At 74.2% G+C, this 22,274-nt stretch carries 1 protein-coding gene; it reads left to right on the forward strand.

The window, feature by feature from the left end; genetic code table 11:
• Positions 1-22,079: type I polyketide synthase (locus tag ACGFMK_RS25595; RefSeq protein ID WP_392767951.1), on the forward strand; the 22,079-nt coding region annotated here is incomplete at its 5' end.
• Positions 22,080-22,274 lie beyond the last annotated feature (195 nt).

The following is a 22,274-nucleotide window of genomic DNA, read 5'->3' on the forward strand; positions in this document are numbered from 1 at the left end:
TCGACGGGGACATCGACCGGACGCAGTACACCCAGGCGACCCTGTTTGCCCTGGAAGTCGCCCTGTTCCGGCTGTACGAGTCGTGGGGCCTGCGGCCGGACGTGCTGGTCGGCCACTCGATCGGCGAGCTGGCGGCCGCGCACGTCGCGGGCGTGCTGACGCTGTCCGACGCCGTGACGCTGGTGTCGGCGCGCGGCCGGCTCATGCAGGCGCTGCCGGAAGGCGGCGCGATGCTGGCCATCCAGGCCACCGAGGACGAGATCACGCCACACCTCTCGGACTCCGTGAGCATCGCCGCGCTGAACGGCCCGGACTCGACGGTGATCTCCGGCGTCGAGAAGGCCGTGCGGGCGGTCGCCCGGAAGTTCAAGGGCCGCAAGACCAAGCGGCTCAAGGTGAGCCACGCGTTCCACTCGCCGTTGATGGACCCGATGCTCAACGAGTTCCGCGGTATAGCTGAGTCTCTGTCTTACGGTAAGACGGTTATACCGATCGTCTCGAACGTCACCGGCGAACTGATCAGTGAGTTCGACGCGGACTACTGGGTGCGGCACGTCCGAGAGGCCGTCCGCTTCCTGGACGGTGTCCGCACGGCCGCGGCGCAGGGTGTCACGACGTTCGTCGAGCTGGGCCCGGACGGCGTGCTGTCCGCGCTCGGCCAGGAGATCGTCCCCGACGCGACCTTCGTCCCGGCCCTGCGCAAGGGCCGGCCGGAGGCGCTGACCGCGGTCACCGCGCTCGGTGCGGCGCACGCCCATGGTGCCGACGTCGACTGGGCCGCCGTCCTCGGCGGTGCCGGGCAGCACGTCGACCTGCCGACCTACGCCTTCCAGCGCGAGCTGTACTGGCCGAAGCCGGGCACCCGCACCGGGGACCTGACCGCGGCCGGCCTCGGCGCGGCGAACCACCCGCTGCTGGGTGCGGCCGTCGCCCGGGCCGACGACGGCGGGTTCCTGCTCACCGGCCGGCTCTCGCTCAAGACCCACCCGTGGCTGGCCGAGCACACCGTCCGCGACGTCGTCGTGCTGCCCGGGACGGCCTTCGCCGACCTGGCGCTGCACGCCGGCGAACCGGCCGGCTGCGACCGCCTCGAGGAACTGGTCCTCGAGGCGCCGCTGGTCGTCCCGGCCGACGGTGTCGTCGTCCAGGTCTCGCTGGGTGCCGAAGACGAGGCGGGCCATCGCTCGCTCGTGGTGCACTCCCGCGTCGGCGACGCACCCTGGGTGCGCCACGCCACCGGTGAACTGGCCCCCGGCGCGATCGCCGCGACGCCGTTCGTGGGCGAGTGGCCGCCGTCCGGTGCCGAACCGGTCGACGTTTCCGCGCTCTACGAAGGTCTCCTGGCCGGCGGGCTCGGTTACGGCCCGGTGTTCCAGGGCCTGACCACGGCCTGGCGACGGGACGGCGAGGTGTTCGCCGAGGTCACGCTGCCGGAAGACACCGACGTCACCGGGTTCGGCCTGCACCCGGCGCTGTTCGACGCGGCCCTGCACGGGGTCGGGCTCGGCGCGTTCGTCGAGGACACCGGGACGGCGCGGCTGCCGTTCAGCTGGGCCGGCCTCACGCTGCATGCCACCGGCGCCCGCACGCTGCGGGTCCGGCTGGCGGCAGCGGGCACCGACGCGGTGTCCGTGCACGCCGCCGACACCGCCGGCGAGCCGGTGCTGTCGGTCGAATCCCTTGCCCTGCGCCCGGTTTCGGGCGTTCCGGTCGACGACGTCGTCCGCCAATCGCTGTACACAGTGGACTGGACGGCCGTCGCCGTGCCCGCCGACGCCGACCCGGACACCCCGGTGCTGCTGGTGCCGCGCGGGGAAACCCCGGAAGAGGTCCGCGCGGCGGTGCACCTCGTGCTCGACGCGCTCCAGCGGCAGGCCGACCTGGACGGCCGGCTGGCCGTCGTCACCCGCGGCGCGGCCGCGGTGCTGGACGGCGACGAGCCGGACCTCGCCGGTGCCGCCGTCTGGGGCCTGGTCCGCGCGGCCCAGGCCGAGCAGCCCGGCCGGTTCACGCTGGTCGACCTCGACGCGGCGGCCGACCTCGCCGAGCTCCCGGGCGTGCTCACCTCCGGTGAACCGCAACTCGCCGTTCGCGGCGGAGCAGTGCTCGCGCCGCGGCTGGCGCGGGCCGCGGTCGCCGACCACGAGCCCGCGGCGTTCGACGGAACGGTGCTGGTCACCGGCGCGACGGGCGCGCTCGGCGCGGCCTTCGCCCGCCGGCTCGCCGAACGCGGCGCGCGGCACCTGCTGCTGGTCAGCCGGTCCGCCACCGCGGACTCCCTGGCCGACCTGACCGCCGAACTCACCGGGTTCGGCGCGGACGTGACCGTCGCGGCCTGCGACGTCGCGGACCGGGACGCGCTGGCCGCGCTGCTGGCCGAGCACCCGGTGACCGGCGTGGTGCACGCGGCCGGGGTTCTCGACGACGGCGTGCTGGCGTCGCTCACCCCCGAGCGCGTCGACGCCGTGCTGCGGCCGAAGGTCGACGCCGCGTGGAACCTCCACGAGCTGGCCGGCGACGCGTCCTTGTTCGTGCTGTTCTCCTCGGCCTCCGGGGTGTTCGGCGGCGCGGGCCAGGGCAGCTACTCGGCCGCGAACGCCTACCTGGACGCGCTGGCGCACCGCCGGCACGCGGCCGGGCAGGCCGCGACCTCGCTGGCGTGGGGCCTCTGGGCCGGCGACGACAGCATGGCGGCCGACCTGGCCGAGGCCGACCTGCGGCGGATGTCCGCCGCCGGGATCGGCGCACTGTCCACCGAGGACGGCCTGACACTTTTCGACGCCGCACTGTCCACAGGAGACGCCGTGCTGGTGCCGGTGCGGCTGGACCTGGCCGCGATCCGGGCCCGGGGTACCGTGCCGTCGCTGCTGCGGGGGCTCGTGCCGGCGCCGAAGCGGCGGGCCGCGGTCTCGACCGTCACCGCGTCGCTGGAACAGCGGCTCGGCGCGCTGGCCACGGCCGAGCGGGAACGGGCGCTCGTCGATCTGGTCCGCACCGAGGTCGCGCAGGTCCTCGCGTTCGCTTCGGCGGACGCGGTCGGCGCCACCCGGACGTTCACCGAGCTCGGCTTCGACTCGCTCACCGCGATCGAACTGCGCAACAAGCTGCACACGGCGACCGGCCTGCGGCTGCCCGCCACGCTGATCTTCGACTACCCGACCCCGGACGCGCTCGCCGCGTACCTCACGGACGAACTGTTCGGAGTGGACGGTCCGGCCGAGGTCAACACCGTGCTGGCGGTGGACGAGCCGATCGCGATCGTCGCGATGAGCTGCCGGTTCCCCGGCGGCGTCACGACCCCGGAAGAGCTGTGGGACCTGGTCGCCGGGGGAGTGGACGGCATGACGCCGTTCCCCGCCGACCGCGGCTGGGACGTCGAAGGGCTGTACCACCCGGACCCCGACCACGTCGGCACGAGCTACGCCCGCGAGGGCGGGTTCCTGCGCGACGCGGCGAACTTCGACCCCGAGTTCTTCGGCATCTCGCCGCGTGAAGCGGTGACGATGGACCCGCAGCACCGGTTGCTGCTGGAGACGTCGTGGGAGGCCATCGAACGGGCCGGTATCGCGCCGGAAGCGTTGCGGGGCAGCCGGACCGGCGTGTTCGCCGGGATCATGTACCACGACTACGCCAACCTGCTCGAGGCCGCGCCGGAGGACTACGTCGGCCACCTCGGCACCGGCAACGCGGGCAGCGTCGCCTCCGGCCGCGTGTCCTACACCTTCGGGCTCGAGGGCCCGGCGGTGACCATCGACACCGCGTGCTCGTCGTCGCTGGTCGCCCTGCACTGGGCGGTCCAGGCACTGCGCCACGGCGAGTGCACGATGGCTCTGGCCGGTGGCGCCACGGTGATGGCGACGCCGGGCGCGTTCCTGGAGTTCTCGCGTCAGCGCGGTCTCGCCGCCGACGGCCGGTGCAAGGCGTTCTCCGCGGACGCTGACGGCACGGGCTGGTCCGAGGGCGCGGGCATGATCCTGCTGGAACGCCTCTCCGACGCCCAGCGCAACGGTCACCCGGTGCTGGCGGTCGTGCGCGGCAGCGCCATCAACCAGGACGGCGCGTCCAACGGCCTGACCGCGCCGAACGGTCCCTCGCAGCAACGCGTGATCCGACAGGCCCTCGCCGACGCCGGTCTGTCCACTTCGGACGTCGACGCGGTCGAGGCGCACGGCACCGGGACGTCTCTGGGTGACCCGATCGAGGCGCAGGCGCTGCTGGCGACCTACGGCGCCGAGCGTGCGGGTGACCCGCTGTGGCTGGGCTCGCTGAAGTCCAACATCGGGCACAGCCAGGCGGCCGCCGGTGTCGGCGGCGTGATCAAGATGGTGCAGGCGCTGCGCAACGGCGTCCTGCCGAAGACGCTGCACGTCACCGAGCCGTCGCCGCACGTCGACTGGGCATCCGGCGCGGTCGAGCTGCTGACCGAGACGCGGGACTGGCCGGACACCGGCCGGACCCGCCGGGCCGGCGTGTCATCGTTCGGGTTCAGCGGAACCAACGCGCACGTGATCATCGAGCAGGCCCCGGCGCCGGAGCCGGTCGAGGTGGCGGCTCCGGTCGTCACCCCGCTGGTCTTCTCGGCGCGGACACCGGAAGCCCTGCGGGAGCAGGCCGGACGGCTGCGCACCGCCTTGTCCACAGTGGACGTCGCCGAGCTGGGTTCGGCGCTCGTCACCCGGCGCTCGCTGTTCGAGCACCGCGCGGTCGTCCTCGACCCGGCGGGTCTCGACGGGCTCTCCGGCGCCGGTGTCGTCACCGGTGAGGCCGGCGACGGCGGCACGGCGTTCCTCTTCACCGGGCAGGGCAGCCAGCGGGCCGGCATGGGCCGCGAGCTGTACGAGAAGTTCCCGGTGTTCGCCGCGGCGTTCGACGCGGTGCGGGCCGAGTTCGACTTCGACCTCGACGGCGGTGCCGTCGACGAGACGCAGTACGCCCAGGCGAACCTGTTCGCGCTGGAAGTGGCGTTGTTCCGGCTCTTCGAAAGCTTCGGCGTCACGCCCGGCTCGCTGGCCGGGCACTCGATCGGCGAGCTGGCCGCCGCCCACGCGGCCGGGGTGTTCTCCCTGGCCGACGCGGTGCGGCTGGTCTCCGCCCGCGGCCGTCTCATGCAGGCACTCCCGGCCGGTGGGGTGATGGTCGCGATCCAGGCGACCGAAGCCGAGATCACGCCACACCTGTCGGACCGGGTGAGCATCGCGGCCCTCAACGGCGACGAGTCCACTGTGGTCTCCGGCGACGAAGACGCGGTGCTGGCCAGCGCGGCGCAGTTCCAGGACCGCAAGACCAAGCGGCTCACGGTGAGCCACGCGTTCCACTCGCCCCACATGGACGCGATGCTGGACGATTTCCGTGCCGTCGCCGAAACGGTGACCTACCACGAGCCGCGCATCCCGCTGGTCACCACCGGCGGCACGGCCGGACCGTCCACTCCGGACTACTGGGTCGGCCAGGTCCGCAACACCGTCCGGTTCACCGACGCGATCCGGACGCTGGAAGCCCGTGGGGTCACGACGTTCGTCGAGCTGGGTCCGGACGGTGTGCTGTCCGCGCTCGGCCGCGAGCTCTTGCCGGACGCGACCTTCGCGCCCGCGCTGCGCAGGGGCCGGCCCGAGCCGGATACCCTGGTCACGGCGTTGGCCGAGGCGCACGTCCACGGCACGGCCGTCGACTGGACGGCGCTGTACCCGGTGGCCGCGCGGGTCGACCTGCCGACCTACCCGTTCCAGCGGGTGCGGTACTGGCCGCGGCCGGGCAACACCACGGGCGACGCCACCGGTCTCGGCCTGGGTGCGGCGGAGCACCCGCTGCTGGGCGCGGCGGTCAGCCGCGCCGACGGTGACGGGTTCCTGCTCACCGGCCGGCTGTCCACGCAGACCCACCCGTGGCTGGCCGAGCACGCGGTGGGCGGCGCGATCCTCGTGCCGGGCACGGCGTTCGTCGAGCTCGCGGTGCGCGCGGCCGACCTCGCCGGCTGCCGCCAGGTCGAGGAGCTGACCATCGAGGCCCCGCTGGTGCTCCCGGAGCGCGGCGCGGTGCAGGTCCAGCTGTGGGCCGGCATGACGGACGCGGCCGGGCGCCGCGAGCTGACGCTGTACTCGCGGGCCGAGGACGCGGCCGATCTGCCGTGGACCCGCAACGCCGGCGGCCTGCTCGCCGCCGACGCCCCGGCGGTTCCGGAGACGCTCGCCGAGTGGCCGCCCGCCGCGCAGCCGGTCGACGTCGGCACGCGGTACGACGACCTGGCCGCCGCCGGCTTCGGGTACGGCCCGGCGTTCCAGGGCCTGACCGCGGCCTGGCGCCGGGACGGTGAGGTGTTCGCCGAGGTCAGCCTGCCCGAGGACGTCGAGGTCACCGGCTTCGGCGTGCACCCGGCGCTGCTCGACGCGGCCCTGCACGCGGTCGGCCTGGGTGATCTGCTCGGCGACGACCGGGCGCGCCTGCCGTTCTCGTGGGCGGGTGTCGGCCTGCACGCCGAAGGCGCCCGCACCCTGCGGGTCCGGCTGGCGAAGGCGGGCCCGGACGCGGTGTCGCTGACCGCCGCCGACGAGTCCGGCGCGATCGTCGTGTCGGCCGAGTCGCTGGTGCTGCGCCCGATGGCGGTGGAGGACCTCGCGAAGCGGCCCGAATCGCTGTTCCGCATCAACCAGGTGGAAGTCCCTGGTGGACAGTCCACAACGGACTGGGAGGTGTACGACCAGACCGGCACCGGTGACACGCCGGACGACGTCCGCGCGGCCACCCACCGCGTCCTGGCCGTCCTACAGGACTGGCTGACCAAGCCGGAAGACGCGCGGCTAGCGATCGTCACGCGGGGCGACAGCCTCGCCGCGGCCGCCGTCCACGGCCTGGTCCGCTCGGCCCGTACCGAGCACCCGGACCGGTTTGCGCTGGTCAGCCTGGACGTCGAAGCCGGACCCGAGGACCTGCGGGCCGCGCTGACGTCCGGCGAGCCCGAGGTGACGGTCCGCGACGGCAAGCTGTACGCGCCGCAGCTGGCGCGGGCGACGGTGTCCGCACCGGCGTTCACCACCGACGGCACGGTCCTGCTCACCGGTGGCACCGGCGCGCTCGGCGCCGCCGTGGCGGAGTACCTGGTCACCGAACGCGGTGTCCGGCGGCTGGTGCTGACCAGCCGCCGTGGCCCGGCCGCCCCGGGCGCCGCGGAACTGCGGAACGCCCTGGTCACCGCCGGTGCCGAGGTCGACATCGTGGCCTGCGACGCGGCCGACCGCGACGCACTGGCCGCGCTGCTGGCCGGGATCACCGACCTCAAGGCCGTGGTGCACGCGGCCGGTGTCCTCGACGACGGGGTGCTGTCGTCGCTGACGCCCGAGCGGCTCGACGCGGTGCTGCGGCCGAAGGTCGACGCCGCGTGGAACCTCCACGAGCTGACCTCGGACCTCGACGCGTTTGTGCTGTTCTCCTCCGCGGCCGGCGTGTTCGGTGGCGCGGGGCAGGGCAACTACGCCGCGGCCAACGCGTTCCTCGACGCCCTGGCCACCCACCGTCAGGCGGCCGGGCTGCCCGCGACGTCGCTGGCCTGGGGCCTGTGGGCGACCGGCACGAGCATGGCCGGGCACCTCGGCGACACGGACCTGGACCGGCTCGCCGGTGCGGGTGTCGCCGCACTGTCCACCGAGGACGGTCTCGCGCTGTTCGGTGCCGGACTGTCCAGTGAGGACGCCGTGCTGGTGCCGATCCGGCTGGACCTCGCCGCCGTGCGGGCGTCCGGCCAGGTGCCGCCGCTGCTGCGCGGCCTGGTGACCGCCCCGCTGCGGCGGACCGCGGTCGCCGTCACCGGCTCGCGGCTGAGCCGCGACGGGATCCTCGACCTGGTCCGCGACGAGGTCGCCGCGGTGCTCGGGTTCGCCTCGGCCGCCGCCGTCGGCGCGACCCGGGCGTTCACCGAGCTCGGCTTCGACTCGCTGACCGCGATCGAGCTGCGCAACCGGCTCAACGCGGCGACCGGGCTGCGGCTGCCCGCGACGCTGATCTTCGACCACCCGACGTCGTCGGCGCTGGCCGAGGAGATCGCCGGGCGCCTGTTCGGCGTCGAAGAGCAGGCCGTCGCCGAGGTGGTGGCGCGGGACGACGAGCCGATCGCCATCGTGGCGATGAGCTGCCGCTTCCCAGGCGGTATCACCAGTCCCGAGCAGCTGTGGGCGCTGGTCGAGTCCGGGCAGGACGCGATCGGGCCGATGCCCGCGGACCGCGGCTGGGACCTCGACGCGCTGTACGACCCCGACTCCACGCGGCCGGGCACGAGCTACACCCGCCACGGCGGATTCCTGCGCGACGTCACCGAGTTCGACCCCGAGTTCTTCGGGATCAGCCCGCGTGAAGCCCTGGCCATGGACCCGCAGCAGCGGATGCTGCTGGAGACGTCGTGGGAGGTCTTCGAGCGGGCCGGGATCGACCCGGATGCCGTGCGCGGCAGCCGGACCGGCGTGTTCGCCGGCCTGATGTACCACGACTACGTCAGCCTCCTCGAGCGTTCGAAGGACGACGTCGCCGGGCACCTCGGCACCGGCAACTCGGGCAGCGTCGTCACCGGGCGGTTGTCCTACCACTTCGGACTCGAAGGCCCAGCGGTCACTGTGGACACCGCGTGCTCGTCTTCGCTGGTGGCGCTGCACCTTGCGGCGCAAGCCCTGCGCAACGGCGAGTGCACGATGGCCCTGGCCGGCGGCGTCACGGTGATGTCGACGCCCGCCGCGTTCATCGAGTTCAGCAAGCAGCGCGGGCTTTCGCCGGACGGCCGCTGCAAGGCGTTCTCCGCGGACGCCGACGGCACGGGCTGGGCCGAAGGCGCCGGCATGCTCCTGCTGGAACGGCTGTCCGACGCGCAGCGCAACGGGCACCCCGTGCTCGCCGTCGTGCGCGGCACCGCGATCAACCAGGACGGCGCGTCCAACGGCCTGACCGCACCGAACGGCCCGTCGCAGCAACGCGTGATCCGCCAGGCCCTCGCCGACGCCGGTCTGTCCACTTCGGACGTCGACGCGGTGGAAGCGCACGGCACCGGGACGTCACTCGGCGACCCGATCGAGGCGCAGGCCTTGCTCGCCACCTACGGTGCCGACCGCACCGGCGACCCGCTGTGGCTCGGCTCGCTGAAGTCGAACCTCGGCCACAGCCAGGCCGCGGCCGGTGTCGGCGGGATCATCAAGATGGTCATGGCGATGCGGCACGGCACGCTGCCGAAGACGCTGCACGTCTCCGAGCCGTCGGGGCACATCGACTGGACCGCGGGCGCGGTGGAACTGCTCACCGAGGCCCGGCCGTGGCCGTCGGTGGATCGGCCGCGCCGCGCGGCGGTGTCGTCGTTCGGCTTCAGCGGCACCAACGCGCACACGATCATCGAGCAGGCACCGGCTTCGATAGAGGTCGCCGCGGGCGAGGACGTCCTGGCTCCGCTGGTGCTCTCGGCGAAGACCGCCGACGGCGTCCGCGCCCAGGCGGGCCGCCTGCTGGAACTGTTCGAAGTGGACCCTCCGCGCATGACCGATGTGGCACTTTCGCTGATTCGGTGCCGCCACCGGATGGAGCATCGGAGCGTCCTGCTCGCGCGGGACGCCGACGAGGCCCGCACGGGTCTCGCCGCGCTGGCCGCCGGGGAGCCCGCCAACGCCGTGCACGGCCTGGCGGGCACCGGAAAGGTCGCGTTCGTCTTCCCGGGCCAGGGTTCGCAGTGGCCGCGGATGGCCGTCGATCTGCTGGAGACCTCACCGGTCTTCGCCGCGCGGATGGCCGAATGCGCCGAGGCGCTGGCGCCGTTCGTCGACTGGTCCCTGCTGGACGTCCTGCGTGCGGCGGAACCGCTGGAACGCGTGGACGTCGTCCAGCCCGCGCTGTGGGCGATGATGGTCTCGCTGGCCGCGGTCTGGCGCCACCACGGCGTCGAGCCGGCCGCGGTGGTCGGCCACTCGCAGGGTGAGATCGCCGCGGCGGTCGTCGCGGGTGCACTGTCCCTTGAGGACGGCGCCCTGGTGGTCGCGTTGCGCAGCAGGGCGATCCTCGCGCTGGCCGGGCGCGGCGGCATGGTCTCCGTGCCGCTCCCGCCGGAGGAGGTCGCCGCGTCCCTCGAGCCGTGGGAAGACCGGATCTCGATCGCCGTCGCCAACGGACCGCGGGCAACCGTGGTCTCGGGTGACGCCGACGCCCTGGACGAGTTCCTCGCCCGCTGCGAGGAGCAGGAGATCCGGGCGAAGCGGATCCCGGTGGACTACGCGTCCCACTCGGCGCACGTCGCGTCCCTGGAGACGGAACTGCTGAACGTGCTAGCTCCGGTGCGCCCGCGCCCGGCGGAGATCCCGTTCTACTCGACGGTGACCGGCTCACTGCTCGACTCCGGCCTCGACGCCGGGTACTGGTACCGGAACCTGCGCCAGACGGTGCGGTTCACCGACGCGATCGAGGCGCTGGCCGGGCACGGCCACGACGTGTTCGTCGAGGTCAGCCCGCACCCGGTGGTCGCCACCGGCCTGCAGGACATCCTCGAGGACGCGGGTGTGCCGGCGACGGTCACCGGCACCCTGCGCCGAGACCAGGGCGGCTTCGCACGGGTGCTCACGTCGCTCGCCCAGGCCCACACCGGTGGTGCGCAGGTGGCGTGGGACACCGTGTTCGCGGGTGGCCGGCGGATCGACCTGCCGACCTACGCGTTCCAGCGCAGCCGCTTCTGGCCGGAACTCGCCGAGCCGACGGTTTCCGGTGACGGCTTCGCCGACAGCTCCTTCTGGGACGCCGTCGACAGCGACGACCCGGCTGCCGTCGCGGCCGCGTTGGAGATCGACGGCACCGACGAGGAGACGCTGCGGGCCGCACTGCCGGTGTTGTCGACCTGGCGCCGCAACCGCCGTGACAAGTCCACTGTGGACAAGTGGCGGTACCGGATCGCGTGGACTGCTTTGGACTTCGAGGCCGCGGACCTGGACGGTGACTGGCTGGTGCCGGTCCCGGCCGATGCGCACGCCGAGATCGAGGCGGTCACGGCGCTGCTGACCGCTCATGGCGCCCGGCCGCACGTGGTCCCGGTCGAACCGGGCACGTCGGCCGAGGAACTGGCGACGCTGCTGGCTGCTCACGGGGCAGACCCGCTCGCAGGCAGTGCAGCCGGCGCAGCCGGCTCGCTTCCGGCGGAGTCGGGCGCACCTGCCGAGCCGCTGCAGTTCCGTGGTGTGCTGTCCCTGCTGGCGCTCGACGAGCGGCCTGATCCCGAGCACCCCGTCGTCTCGGCCGGGCTCGCCCTGACCGCCGCGCTCATCCGCGCACTGGACGGTGTCGCGGCTCCGCTGTGGCTCGTCACCCGCGGTGCCGTCTCCGCGGGCCGGTCCGACCGGCTGGCCTCGGCCGTCCAGGCGCAGGTCTGGGGCCTCGGCCGGGTCGCCGGGCTGGAACACCCCGAACGCTGGGGTGGCCTGCTCGACCTGCCGGAAGACCTCGACCCGCGGGCCTCGGCCCGGGTAGCGGCGGTGCTCGCCGGTAACACGGACGAGGACCAGCTGGCGGTACGCCCGTCCGGGGTCTTCGCCCGCCGCCTGGTGCGGGCTCCGCTGGCCGAGCGGCCGGCGATCACCGGCTGGACTCCGCGTGGCACGGTGCTCGTCACCGGCGGCACCGGCGCCGTCGGTGCGCAGATCGCGCGCTGGCTGGCCCGCAACGGCGCCGGGCACCTGGTGCTTACCAGCCGTCGCGGTCTCGACTCGCCTGGCGCACGAGAGCTGGTCGAGGAGCTGACCGGGCTCGGCGCCCGGGTCACCGTCGACCCGTGCGACGTCGCCGACTTCGAGTCGGTGCGACGCCTCACCGCCGAGCACCGGTTCACCGCGGTGCTGCACGCCGCCGGGGTCGGGGTCTCGCCGCCGCTCGCCGAAACCGGCCCGGCCGACCTCGCGGTCAACGCGGCCGCGAAGGTCGCGGGCGCGGTCAACCTGGACCGCGCGCTGGCGGACGTCGAGCTGGACGCGTTTGTGCTCTTCTCCTCCAACGCGGGGGTCTGGGGCGGCGGTGGCCAGGGCGCGTACGCCGCGGCCAACGCCTTCCTCGACGCCTTCGCCGAACAGCGCCGCGCCCGCGGCGCCCAGGCCACCTCGGTGGCGTGGGGCGCGTGGGCCGAAGGCGGCATGGCCGAAGGCGAGGCCGGCGAGCAGATGCGCCGGCGCGGGCTGCGGCCGATGGCGCCGGAGCTGGCCATCTCGGTGCTGCAGCAGGCCCTCGACGCGGACGAGACGTTCCTCGCGGTGGCCGACGTGGACTGGGCGAAGTTCGCGCCCGCGTTCACGGCGCTGCGCGCGCGTCCGTTGATCGCCGACCTGCCCGAAGTGTCCGCTTTGGACGTAGAACCGACCGCAGTAGTCCACAGTGGACTCGCTGGACGTCTCAGTGAACTGCCCGCGGCCGAACGCAAGCGCGTGCTGCTCGACCTGGTCCGCGGCGAGTCGGCCGCGGTGCTCGGCCACACAGGCACCGACGCCGTCCCGCCCGCCCGGGCGTTCCGCGAGCTGGGCTTCGACTCGGTGACCGCGGTCGAGGTGCGCACCCGGCTGGCCACGGCCACCGGCCTCAAGCTGCCCGCGACCCTGGTGTTCGACTACCCGACCCCGCTGGAGCTGACCACGTTCCTGCTGAGCGAGCTGCTCGGCGCCGAGCCGGAAAAGGTGACGGCGGTCGTCACCACCGGGTCCGACGAGCCGATCGCGATCGTCGCGATGGGCTGCCGGTTCCCCGGCGGCGTCCGCTCGCCCGAGGACCTCTGGCGGCTGGTCGCGGCCGGCGACGACGCGATCGGGCCGTTCCCGGCCGACCGCGGCTGGGACCTGGACTCGCTGTACCACCCGGACCCGGAGCACGCGGGCACGACCTACACCAAGGAAGGCGGTTTCCTGCACGACGCCGGCGAGTTCGACCCCGGCCTGTTCGGCATCAGCCCGCGCGAGGCGCTGGCGATGGACCCGCAGCAGCGGCTGCTGCTGGAGACGTCGTGGGAGGTCTTCGAGCGCGCCGGCATCGATGTGCGGACCCTGCGCGGCACCCGCACCGGGGTGTTCCTCGGTGCGGCGGCCTCCGGGTACGGCGCGGGCGCCGGTGAGCTGCCCGACGGTGTCGAGGGCCACATGCTGACCGGCAACGTCGGCAGTGTCCTTTCCGGACGGCTGGCCTACTCCTACGGGCTCGAGGGCTCGGCGGTCACGCTCGACACCGCGTGCTCGTCGTCCCTGGTCGCGCTGCACTGGGCGGCGCAGGCCCTGCGGTCGGGCGAGTGCTCGATGGCCCTGGCCGGCGGCGTCGCCGTGATGGCCGACCCGGGCGGGTTCGTCGAGTTCGCCCGGCAGCGCGGCCTGGCCGCCGACGGCCGGTGCAAGCCCTTCGCCGAGGCGGCGGACGGCACCGGCTGGTCCGAGGGTGTCGGTCTGCTCCTGCTGGAGCGGCTGTCCGACGCCCAGCGCCACGGTCACCAGGTCCTGGCGGTCGTGCGAGGCTCCGCGGTGAACTCCGACGGCGCGTCCAACGGCCTCAGCGCCCCCAACGGGCCCGCACAGCAGAAGGTGATCCGCCAGGCGCTGGCCAACGCCGGTCTGGCTGCTTCGGACGTCGACGTGGTCGAAGCCCACGGCACGGGCACCCGGCTCGGCGACCCGATCGAGGCCCAGGCGCTGCTGGCGACCTACGGCCGCGACCGGTCCGAACCGCTGTGGCTCGGTTCGCTGAAGTCCAACATCGGGCACACCCAGTCCGCGGCCGGGGTCGCGGGCGTGATCAAGATGGTCCAGGCCATGCGGCACGGGGTGCTGCCGGCCAGCCTGCACGTCGACGAGCCGTCGACGCAGGTCGACTGGACCGCCGGCGCGGTCGAGCTGCTCACCGAGGCCCGGCCGTGGCCGGAAACCGGTGTGCCGCGCCGGGCCGGGGTGTCCGCGTTCGGTGTCTCCGGCACCAACGCGCACGCGATCATCGAGGCCGTTCCCGCCGAGGAACCGGCCGCGGTGGTCGAGTCGCCGCTGCCGGTGCCGATCGTCCTTTCCGGACGGACGGCCGCCGCGCTGCGGGCCCAGGCGGCCGCGCTGGCCGCTGCGGACGCATCGGACCTGGACGCCTTCGGGTACGCCCTGGCCACCACCCGGTCCGCGCTCGACCACCGCGCGGCCCTGCTGGCCACCGACCACGACGAGCTGCGGACGGCGCTGACCGCGCTGGCCGAGGACGGCACGGCACCCGGCGTGCTGAGCGGGGTGGCCCGCGACCGCGGGCAGCTGGCGTTCCTCTTCGCCGGCCAGGGCAGCCAGCGGACCGGCATGGGCCGCGAGCTGTACGACGCGTTCCCGGTCTTCGCCGACGCGCTGGACGCGGTGTGCGCCGAGTTCGACGCGCACCTCGACCGTCCGCTGCGGGCGGTGCTGTTCGACGACGGAGAGCCGCTGGACCGCACCGCCTACACCCAGGCGGCGCTGTTCGCCCTGGAAGTGGCGTTGTTCCGGCTCTTCGAGCACTTCGGGTTCCAGCCGGACTTCCTGGCCGGGCACTCGATCGGCGAGCTGGCCGCAGCGCACGTCGCCGAGGTCCTCCCGCTGGCCGACGCGGTGACGCTGGTCGCCGCGCGGGGCCGGTTGATGCAGGCGCTGCCGGAGGGCGGCGCGATGCTGGCGATCCAAGCGACCGAGGACGAGATCACGCCACACCTGTCGGACGCGGTGAGCATCGCCGCGCTGAACGGCCCGGACTCGACGGTCATCTCCGGCGAGGAAGACGCCGTGCTGGCGGTCGCGGCACAGTTCGGTGACCGCAAGACGAAGCGCCTGGTGGTGAGCCACGCCTTCCACTCGCCGCTGATGGACCCGATGCTGGACGAGTTCCGCGGTATAGCGGAGTCTCTGTCTTACGGTAAGCCGGTTATACCGATCGTCTCGAACGTCACGGGTGAGCTGATCACCGAGTTCACCGCCGACTACTGGGTGCGGCACGTGCGGGAGGCGGTGCGGTTCGCCGACGGCGTCGCGACGCTCGCCGCGAGCGGCGTCTCCGTCTTCGTGGAGCTGGGCCCGGACGGCGTGCTCTCGGCCCTGGCCCAGGCGAGCGCCGACGGCGAGTTCGTCCCCGCCCTGCGGGCCGGCCGGGCCGAGCCCGAGGCACTGCTGACCGCGGTGCTCGGCGCGCACGTCCACGGCGTCGAGCCGGACTGGGCCGCGGTGTTCGGCACCGCCGCCCGGCGCCGGGTCGAGCTGCCGACCTACCCGTTCCAGCGGCAGCGCTTCTGGCTCCGGACCAGCGCGGGCGGTGACGTCACGGCCGCCGGTCTCGGCGCCACCCGGCACCCGCTGCTGCGCGCGGCGGTGGCCCGGGCCGACGGCGACGGGTTCCTGCTCACCGGGCGCCTGTCCGCGCAGCTCCTGGGCGGCGCGGCACCGGGCTCGGTGTTCGCCGAGCTGGTCTCGCGGGCCGCGGACGAGGCGGGCTGCGGGCTGGTCGAACGGCTGTCCGTCGACGCGCCGCTCGTGCTCCCCGAGCGCGGGGCGCTCCAGCTGCAGGTGTGGGTCGGCGAGCCGGACGGCTCCGGCCGCCGGGACGTGACCGTCCACTCGCGACCGGAAGACGGTGGCACGTGGACGCGGCACGCCGAAGGTGTGCTCGCGGTCGCACCGCCGAAGGTTCCCGAGTGGACGGACGAGGACGTCGTCGAGGTGTCACTGCCGGAAGGCGTCGAGCCAGGGCGGTTCGGCCTGCACCCGGCGCTGCTCGACGCGGCGTTCGGCGGGCTTTCGCCGGTCGCCTGGTCCGGGTTCGCGCTGCACGCCTCAGGCGCCCGTGACCTGCGGGTCCGCCTGACTGACCTGGGTGACGACACGGTTGCGCTGCACGCGGTCGACGCGGAAGGCACGGCCGTGGTCACCGCCGACGCGGTGACGCTGCGGCCGGTGGAGTCCGTGAAGACCGTCGACTCGCTGTTCCGGGTCGACTGGGTGCCGGTCCAAACAGGACTTAACGCCGACCTGTCCGAGGTCTACCGGGTGCCGGAAGGCGAGTCCCCGGAGGACGTCCACCGGATCGTCGGAGACGTGCTCGCGAAGCTGCAGACCGGCGAGAAGCTGGTCGTCGTGACGCAGGGCGCGGCCGGCCCGGACGCCGGGGAAGACCTGGCGGGTGCCGCCGTCTGGGGCCTGGTGCGTTCGGCGCAGTCCGAGCAGCCCGGCCGGTTCGTCCTGGTCGACACCGACGATCCCGACGCGGTGGCCGCGGCCGTCGCCACCGGGGAACCGCAGGTCGTCGTCCGCGCCGGGGAGACGTTCGCGCCGCGGCTGGTGCGGGCGGCCGTCCCCGCCGAAGCGCGGGCGCTCGGCGAGGGCACGGTCCTGGTCACCGGCGGCACCGGCGCGCTGGGCGCCGAGCTGGCGAAGCACCTGGTCGCGACCCAGGGCGTGCGAAAGCTGGTGCTCACCAGCCGCCGCGGGCCCGACGCGCCGGGCGCGGCGGAGCTGGCCGAAGAGCTGGTCGCCGCGGGTGCCGAGGTGGACGTCGTGGCCTGCGACGTCGCCGACCGCACCGCGGCGGCGGCCCTGCTCGACCGGATCACCGACCTGACCGCGGTGGTGCATACCGCGGGCGTGCTCGACGACGGCGTGCTGGCGTCCCTGACGCCGGAGCGCGTCGCCACCGTGCTGCGGCCCAAGGTCGACGCGGCCTGGCACCTGCACGAGCTCACCGCCGGCCGGGACCTGACGGCGTTCGTCGTCTTCTCCTCGGCCGCCGGGGTGCTCGGCGGGGCCGGCCAGGCGAGCTACGCGGCGGCGAACGTGTTCCTCGACGCGCTGATGCAGCGCCGCCGGAACAGCGGGCGGCCCGGGACGTCGCTGGCCTGGGGCATGTGGTCCGGCGCCGGCAGCATGGCGGCCCGGCTCACCGCCGCGGACCTGCGGCGGATGACCGAAGCCGGGATCGGGGCCCTGTCCGTCGCGGACGGCATGGCGCTGTTCGACACGGCAGTGTCCACAAGGGACGCCGTGCTCGTGCCGATCAAGCTGGATCTGCCCGCCCTGCGGGCGAGCCTCACCGGTGACGTGCCGCCGATGCTGCGCGGCCTGGTCACCGTCCCGCGCCGCCGGGCGGAAGTGTCCACAGTAGAACGTCCGAAGCGGCGCGACACCCGGGCACTGCTCGACCTCGTGCGCGCCGAAGTGGCGGCCGTGCTCGGTTACCGCTCGGCCGCCGAGGTCGAACCGGACCTGCCGTTCCGCGAGCTGGGCTTCGACTCGCTGACCGCGGTCGAGCTGGCCAAGCGGGTCAGCGCGGCGACGGGCCAGACGCTGCCCTCGACGCTGGTGTTCGACTACCCGACCCCGGCCGTGCTCGCCGCACACCTGCGCGGCGACGAGGCGGACGACGTCATCACGCCGACCGCGACCGACGACGACCCGATCGCCATCGTGGCGATGAGCTGCCGCTTCCCCGGCGGCGTCACCACGCCGGAAGACCTGTGGCGGCTGGTGTCGGAGGGCACGGACGCGATCACGCCGTTCCCGGCCGACCGCGGCTGGGACCTGGACGCGCTCTACGACCCGGACCCCGACCACAGCGGCACGTGCTACATCCGCGAAGGCGGTTTCCTGGCCGGTGCGGGGGAGTTCGACCCGGCGTTCTTCGGGATCAGCCCGCGGGAAGCGCTGGCCATGGACCCGCAGCAGCGCCTGCTGCTCGAGATCACCTGGGAGGCGTTCGAGCGGGCCGGGATCGACCCGCAGTCGGTGCGCGGCAGCCGGACCGGCGTGTTCGCCGGCACCAGCGGCCAGGACTACGGCACGCTGCTCGCCGGCACCGAGGAGGCCGAGGGCTACCTGGCCACCGGCACCGCGGCGAGCGTCGTCTCCGGCCGGCTGTCCTACACCTTCGGGCTCGAAGGCCCGGCGGTCACTGTGGACACCGCCTGCTCGTCTTCGCTGGTGGCCCTGCACCTCGCGGCGCAGGCACTGAGGGCCGGTGAGTGCTCGCTGGCGCTGGCGGGCGGCGTGATCGTCACGTCGACGCCGGGGGTGTTCGTCGAGTTCTCGCGGCAGCGCGGGCTCGCGATGAACGGCCGCTGCAAGTCCTTCGCCGAGGCCGCCGACGGCACCGGCTGGGGTGAAGGCGCCGGAATGCTCCTGCTGGAACGGCTTTCCGACGCCCGCCGCAACGGCCACCCGGTGCTCGCGGTGGTCCGCGGCAGCGCGGTCAACCAGGACGGCGCGTCCAACGGCTTGACCGCGCCGAACGGTCCCTCGCAGCAGCGGGTGATCCGCCAGGCCCTGTCCGCCGCCGGTCTGTCCACATCGGACGTCGATGCGGTCGAGGCGCACGGCACCGGCACGAAGCTCGGCGACCCGATCGAGGCGCAGGCGCTGCTGGCGACCTATGGCCAGGACCGGGAGACGCCGTTGCTGCTGGGCTCGCTGAAGTCCAACATCGGGCACACGCAGGCGGCCGCCGGGGTGGCCGGGGTGATGAAGATGGTGCTGGCCATGCAGCACGGGCAGCTCCCGAAGACGCTGCACGTCGACGCGCCGTCGTCCCAGGTGGACTGGACGGCGGGCGCGATCGAGCTGCTGACCGAGGCGCGCGCGTGGCCGGAGACCGGCCGGGCGCGCCGGGCCGGTGTCTCCTCGTTCGGGGTCAGCGGCACCAACGCCCACGTCGTCATCGAGCAGGCCCCGGAACCCGCGGCCCTGCCGGACGTGCAGGGCCCGGCCGTGGTCCCGGTCGTGCTCTCCGGTCACGACGCCGCCGCGCTCGCCGCGCAGGCGTCCCGGCTGCGGGACCACGACGGCGAACCGGCGGAGCTGGCCTACGCGCTGGCCACCACCCGGTCCGTCTTCGAGCACCGCGCCGTGGTGCTCGCGAGCGATCGCGGCGAACTGCTCGCCGGACTGGACGCGGTCGCGTCCGGCGCCCCGGCGGCAGGGGTCACGAGCGGGACGGCCCGGCCGGGCGGCCTGGCGTTCGCCTTCTCCGGGCAGGGCAGCCAGCGAGCCGGTATGGGCCGCGAGCTGTACGAGGCGTACCCGGTGTTCGCCGCGGCGCTCGACGAGATCTGCGCCGCGTTCGACTCCCGGCTGGACAGTCCACTGCGGACGGTCATGTTCACCGGGAACGACCTGCTCGACCGTACGGTGTACACCCAGCCCGCGCTGTTCGCCCTGGAGGTGGCGCTCTTCCGGCTGCTGGAGAGCTGGGACGTCCGGCCGGACGTCCTGGTCGGCCACTCGATCGGCGAGCTGGCCGCGGCGCACGTCGCCGGGGTGCTCACCCTGGCCGACGCCGTCGAGCTGGTGGCCGCGCGCGGGCGGCTGATGCAGGAGCTGCCTTCGGGTGGCGCGATGGTCGCGGTCCAGGCGTCCGAAGAGGAGGTTGTGCCGCTGCTGGCGGGCTTCGAGGACGTCGTCGGGATCGCGGCGGTCAACGGCCCGGTCGCGGTGGTCATCGCCGGCGACGAGGAGCCGGTGGCCGAGGTCGCGGCGCGGCTGGCCGCGCTGGGGCGCAAGACGAAGCGGCTGACCGTCAGCCATGCGTTCCACTCGCCGCGGATGGAGCCGATGCTGGCCGAGTTCGCCGCGATCGCGCAGCGGCTGGACTACCACGAGCCGACGGTTCCGCTGGTGTCCACCTTGACCGGGGCGCCGGTCACCGCGGACGAGTTCCGCACGGCGGACTACTGGGTGCGCCACGTCCGCGCGGCGGTCCGGTTCGCCGACGGCATCCGCGCGGTGTTCGCCGCCGGGGTGTCCACTGTGGTCGAACTCGGCCCGGACGGCGTGCTGACGGCGATGGCGCAGGACTGCGCCGCGGTCGACGGCGGCACGCCCGTGGTGGTGCCCGCCCTGCGGCGCGGGCGTCCCGAGCCGGAGGCGCTGCTCACGGCGGTGGCCGCGACCCATGTAAACGGCGTCGCCGTGGACTGGGCGGCGCTGTTCACGCCGGGCCGGGTGGTCGCGCTGCCGACGTACCCGTTCCAGCGCGAGCGCTACTGGCCGGAACCGGTGTCCGCGCCCGCGCCGCGGGACGCCGCCGAGGACCGGTTCTGGGCGGCCGTCGAGCGCGAGGACGTCGACGAGCTGGCCGGGACGCTCCCGGCGGGCGTCGACCGCGAATCACTCGGCACGCTCCTGCCGGTGCTGTCCGGCTGGCGCCGGCAACGCCGCGAGCTGTCCACACTGGACGACTGGCGGTACCGGGTGTCGTGGACCGCGGTGGCCGAACCGGAGCCGCCGCTGTTCACCGGCGGCTGGCTGGTCGTGCTGCCGGAGACGGAGGCCGCGTGGTGCGGCCGGGTCGTCGAGGCGCTGCGGACCCAGGGCGCCGAGGTGCGCACGGTCCGCGGCACGGCGGATCTCACGCAAGATGGCCTCCCGCTCGCCGGGGTGCTCTCGCTGCTGGCCGTGGACACGCGGCCGCACACCGAGTACGGCATGGTCGCCACCGGCGTCGCGGGCACCCTGGAGCTGATCCAGGCCCTCGGCGCGGCGGGGATCAACGCTCCACTGTGGACGATCACGCGGGACGCGGTGTACGGCGGCCACGTCGACATCGCGGGCGCCGAGGTCTGGGGCCTGGGCCGGGTCGCGGCCCTGGAGCACCCGGACCGCTGGGGTGGCCTGATCGACCTGCCCGCGGTGCTGGACGACCGCGTCGCCGGGCTCCTGGCGGGCGTGCTCGCCGGGGACGGCGCGGAGGACCAGCTCGCGGTGCGGGCCGACGGGGTCTTCGCCCGGCGGCTGGCGCGGGCACCGTTGCCCGCGACGTCGGCCGAGCCGTGGCAGCCCCGCGGCACGGTGCTGGTCACCGGCGGAACCGGCGGTCTCGGTGCCCGGATGGCGCGGTGGCTGGCCGAGCACGGCGCCGAGCACCTGGTGCTGGTCAGCCGTCGTGGCCCGGCCGCGCCGGGAGCCGAGGAGCTGCGGGCCGAGCTGGTCGCGACCGGCGTCGAGGTCACCGTCGCCGCCTGCGACGTCGGCGATCTGGACGCGCTGGCCGCGCTGGTCGGCGGGCTGGAGTCCCCGGTGCGGGCGGTTGTGCACGCCGCAGGGGTCAGTCAGGGCACGCCGATCGCGGCGAGCAGCGTCGCGGAGTTCGCCTCCGTGGTGGACGCCAAGGTGACGGGTGCGCTCGCGCTGGACGAGCTGTTCGGCGAGCTGGACGCGTTCGTGCTGTTCTCGTCGGTCGCGGCGACCTGGGGTGGCAGCGGCCAGTCCGGGTACGCGGCGGCGAACGCGGCACTGGACGCCTTGGCACAGCGGCGGCGGGCGGCCGGCTTGGCCGCGACGTCGATCGCGTGGGGCCCGTGGGGTGGCGGCGGCATGGCGGCCGAGGGTGAGCACGAGGAGCAGCTGCGTCGCCGCGGCCTTCCCGCCCTCGACCCGAACCTGGCCGTCGCGGCGCTGACCCAGGCCGTCGACCACGGCGACGCGGCGGTCACGGTGGCCGACGTCGACTGGGCGAAGTTCGCGCCCGGCTTCACCGCGCTGCGGCCGAACGCGTTCATCGCGGATCTGCCGGAGGTGCAGGCGGTCCTCGCGGCGGAGGTCGCCGAGGAGGCCGACACGGGTGCCGAGCTGCGCGGCAAGCTCGCGGAGCTGGACGAGGCTGGCCGCCGGCGGACGCTGCTGGAGCTGGTCCGCACCGACGTCGCGCTGGTGCTCGGGCACCGCGGCACGGCGGCGGTGGGGCCGGACAAGGCGTTCACCGAGCTGGGCTTCGACTCGCTGACCGCGGTCGAACTCCGCAACCGGCTGACCGCCGGGACCGGGCTGAAGCTGGCCGCGTCGCTGGTGTTCGACTACCCGACCCCGCAGGACCTGGCCGCGCACCTGGGCCGCGAGCTGGGTGGCGAAGACGGCGTCGCGTCGGTGTTCGGCGAGCTGGACCGGCTCGAGGCCGTGCTGTCGGCGGCCGCCACGGACGAGCTGACCCGCGCCAAGGTCAAGGTCCGCGTCCAGGCGCTGCTGGCCAAGTGGGAGAACGAGGAGGCCGTGGTCGAGGACAGCCCGGCGAGCGTCTTCGACGGCGCGTCCGACGAAGAGCTCTTCGAGTTCATCAACAAGGACCTCGGCCGCTCCTGACCCTGGTCGCACCCGGCCCCGGGACGCCTCGCGAAAGCGGGGCGTCCCGGGGCTTTTCCGCAGGTCGGAGCCGGGTTCGCCTAGGGGCGTAGGGGGTCGCTAAGGGTTGTCGCGGGAGTCTGCGGATTCATAGGTTTCCCTGGCACCGGTTCGTCGGCGCAGCGCTGTGACCACGGGAAAGACCGTGGAAAACAG

The sequence above is a fragment of the Amycolatopsis sp. NPDC049252 genome, assembly GCF_043197175.1.
Taxonomy (GTDB): domain Bacteria; phylum Actinomycetota; class Actinomycetes; order Mycobacteriales; family Pseudonocardiaceae; genus Amycolatopsis.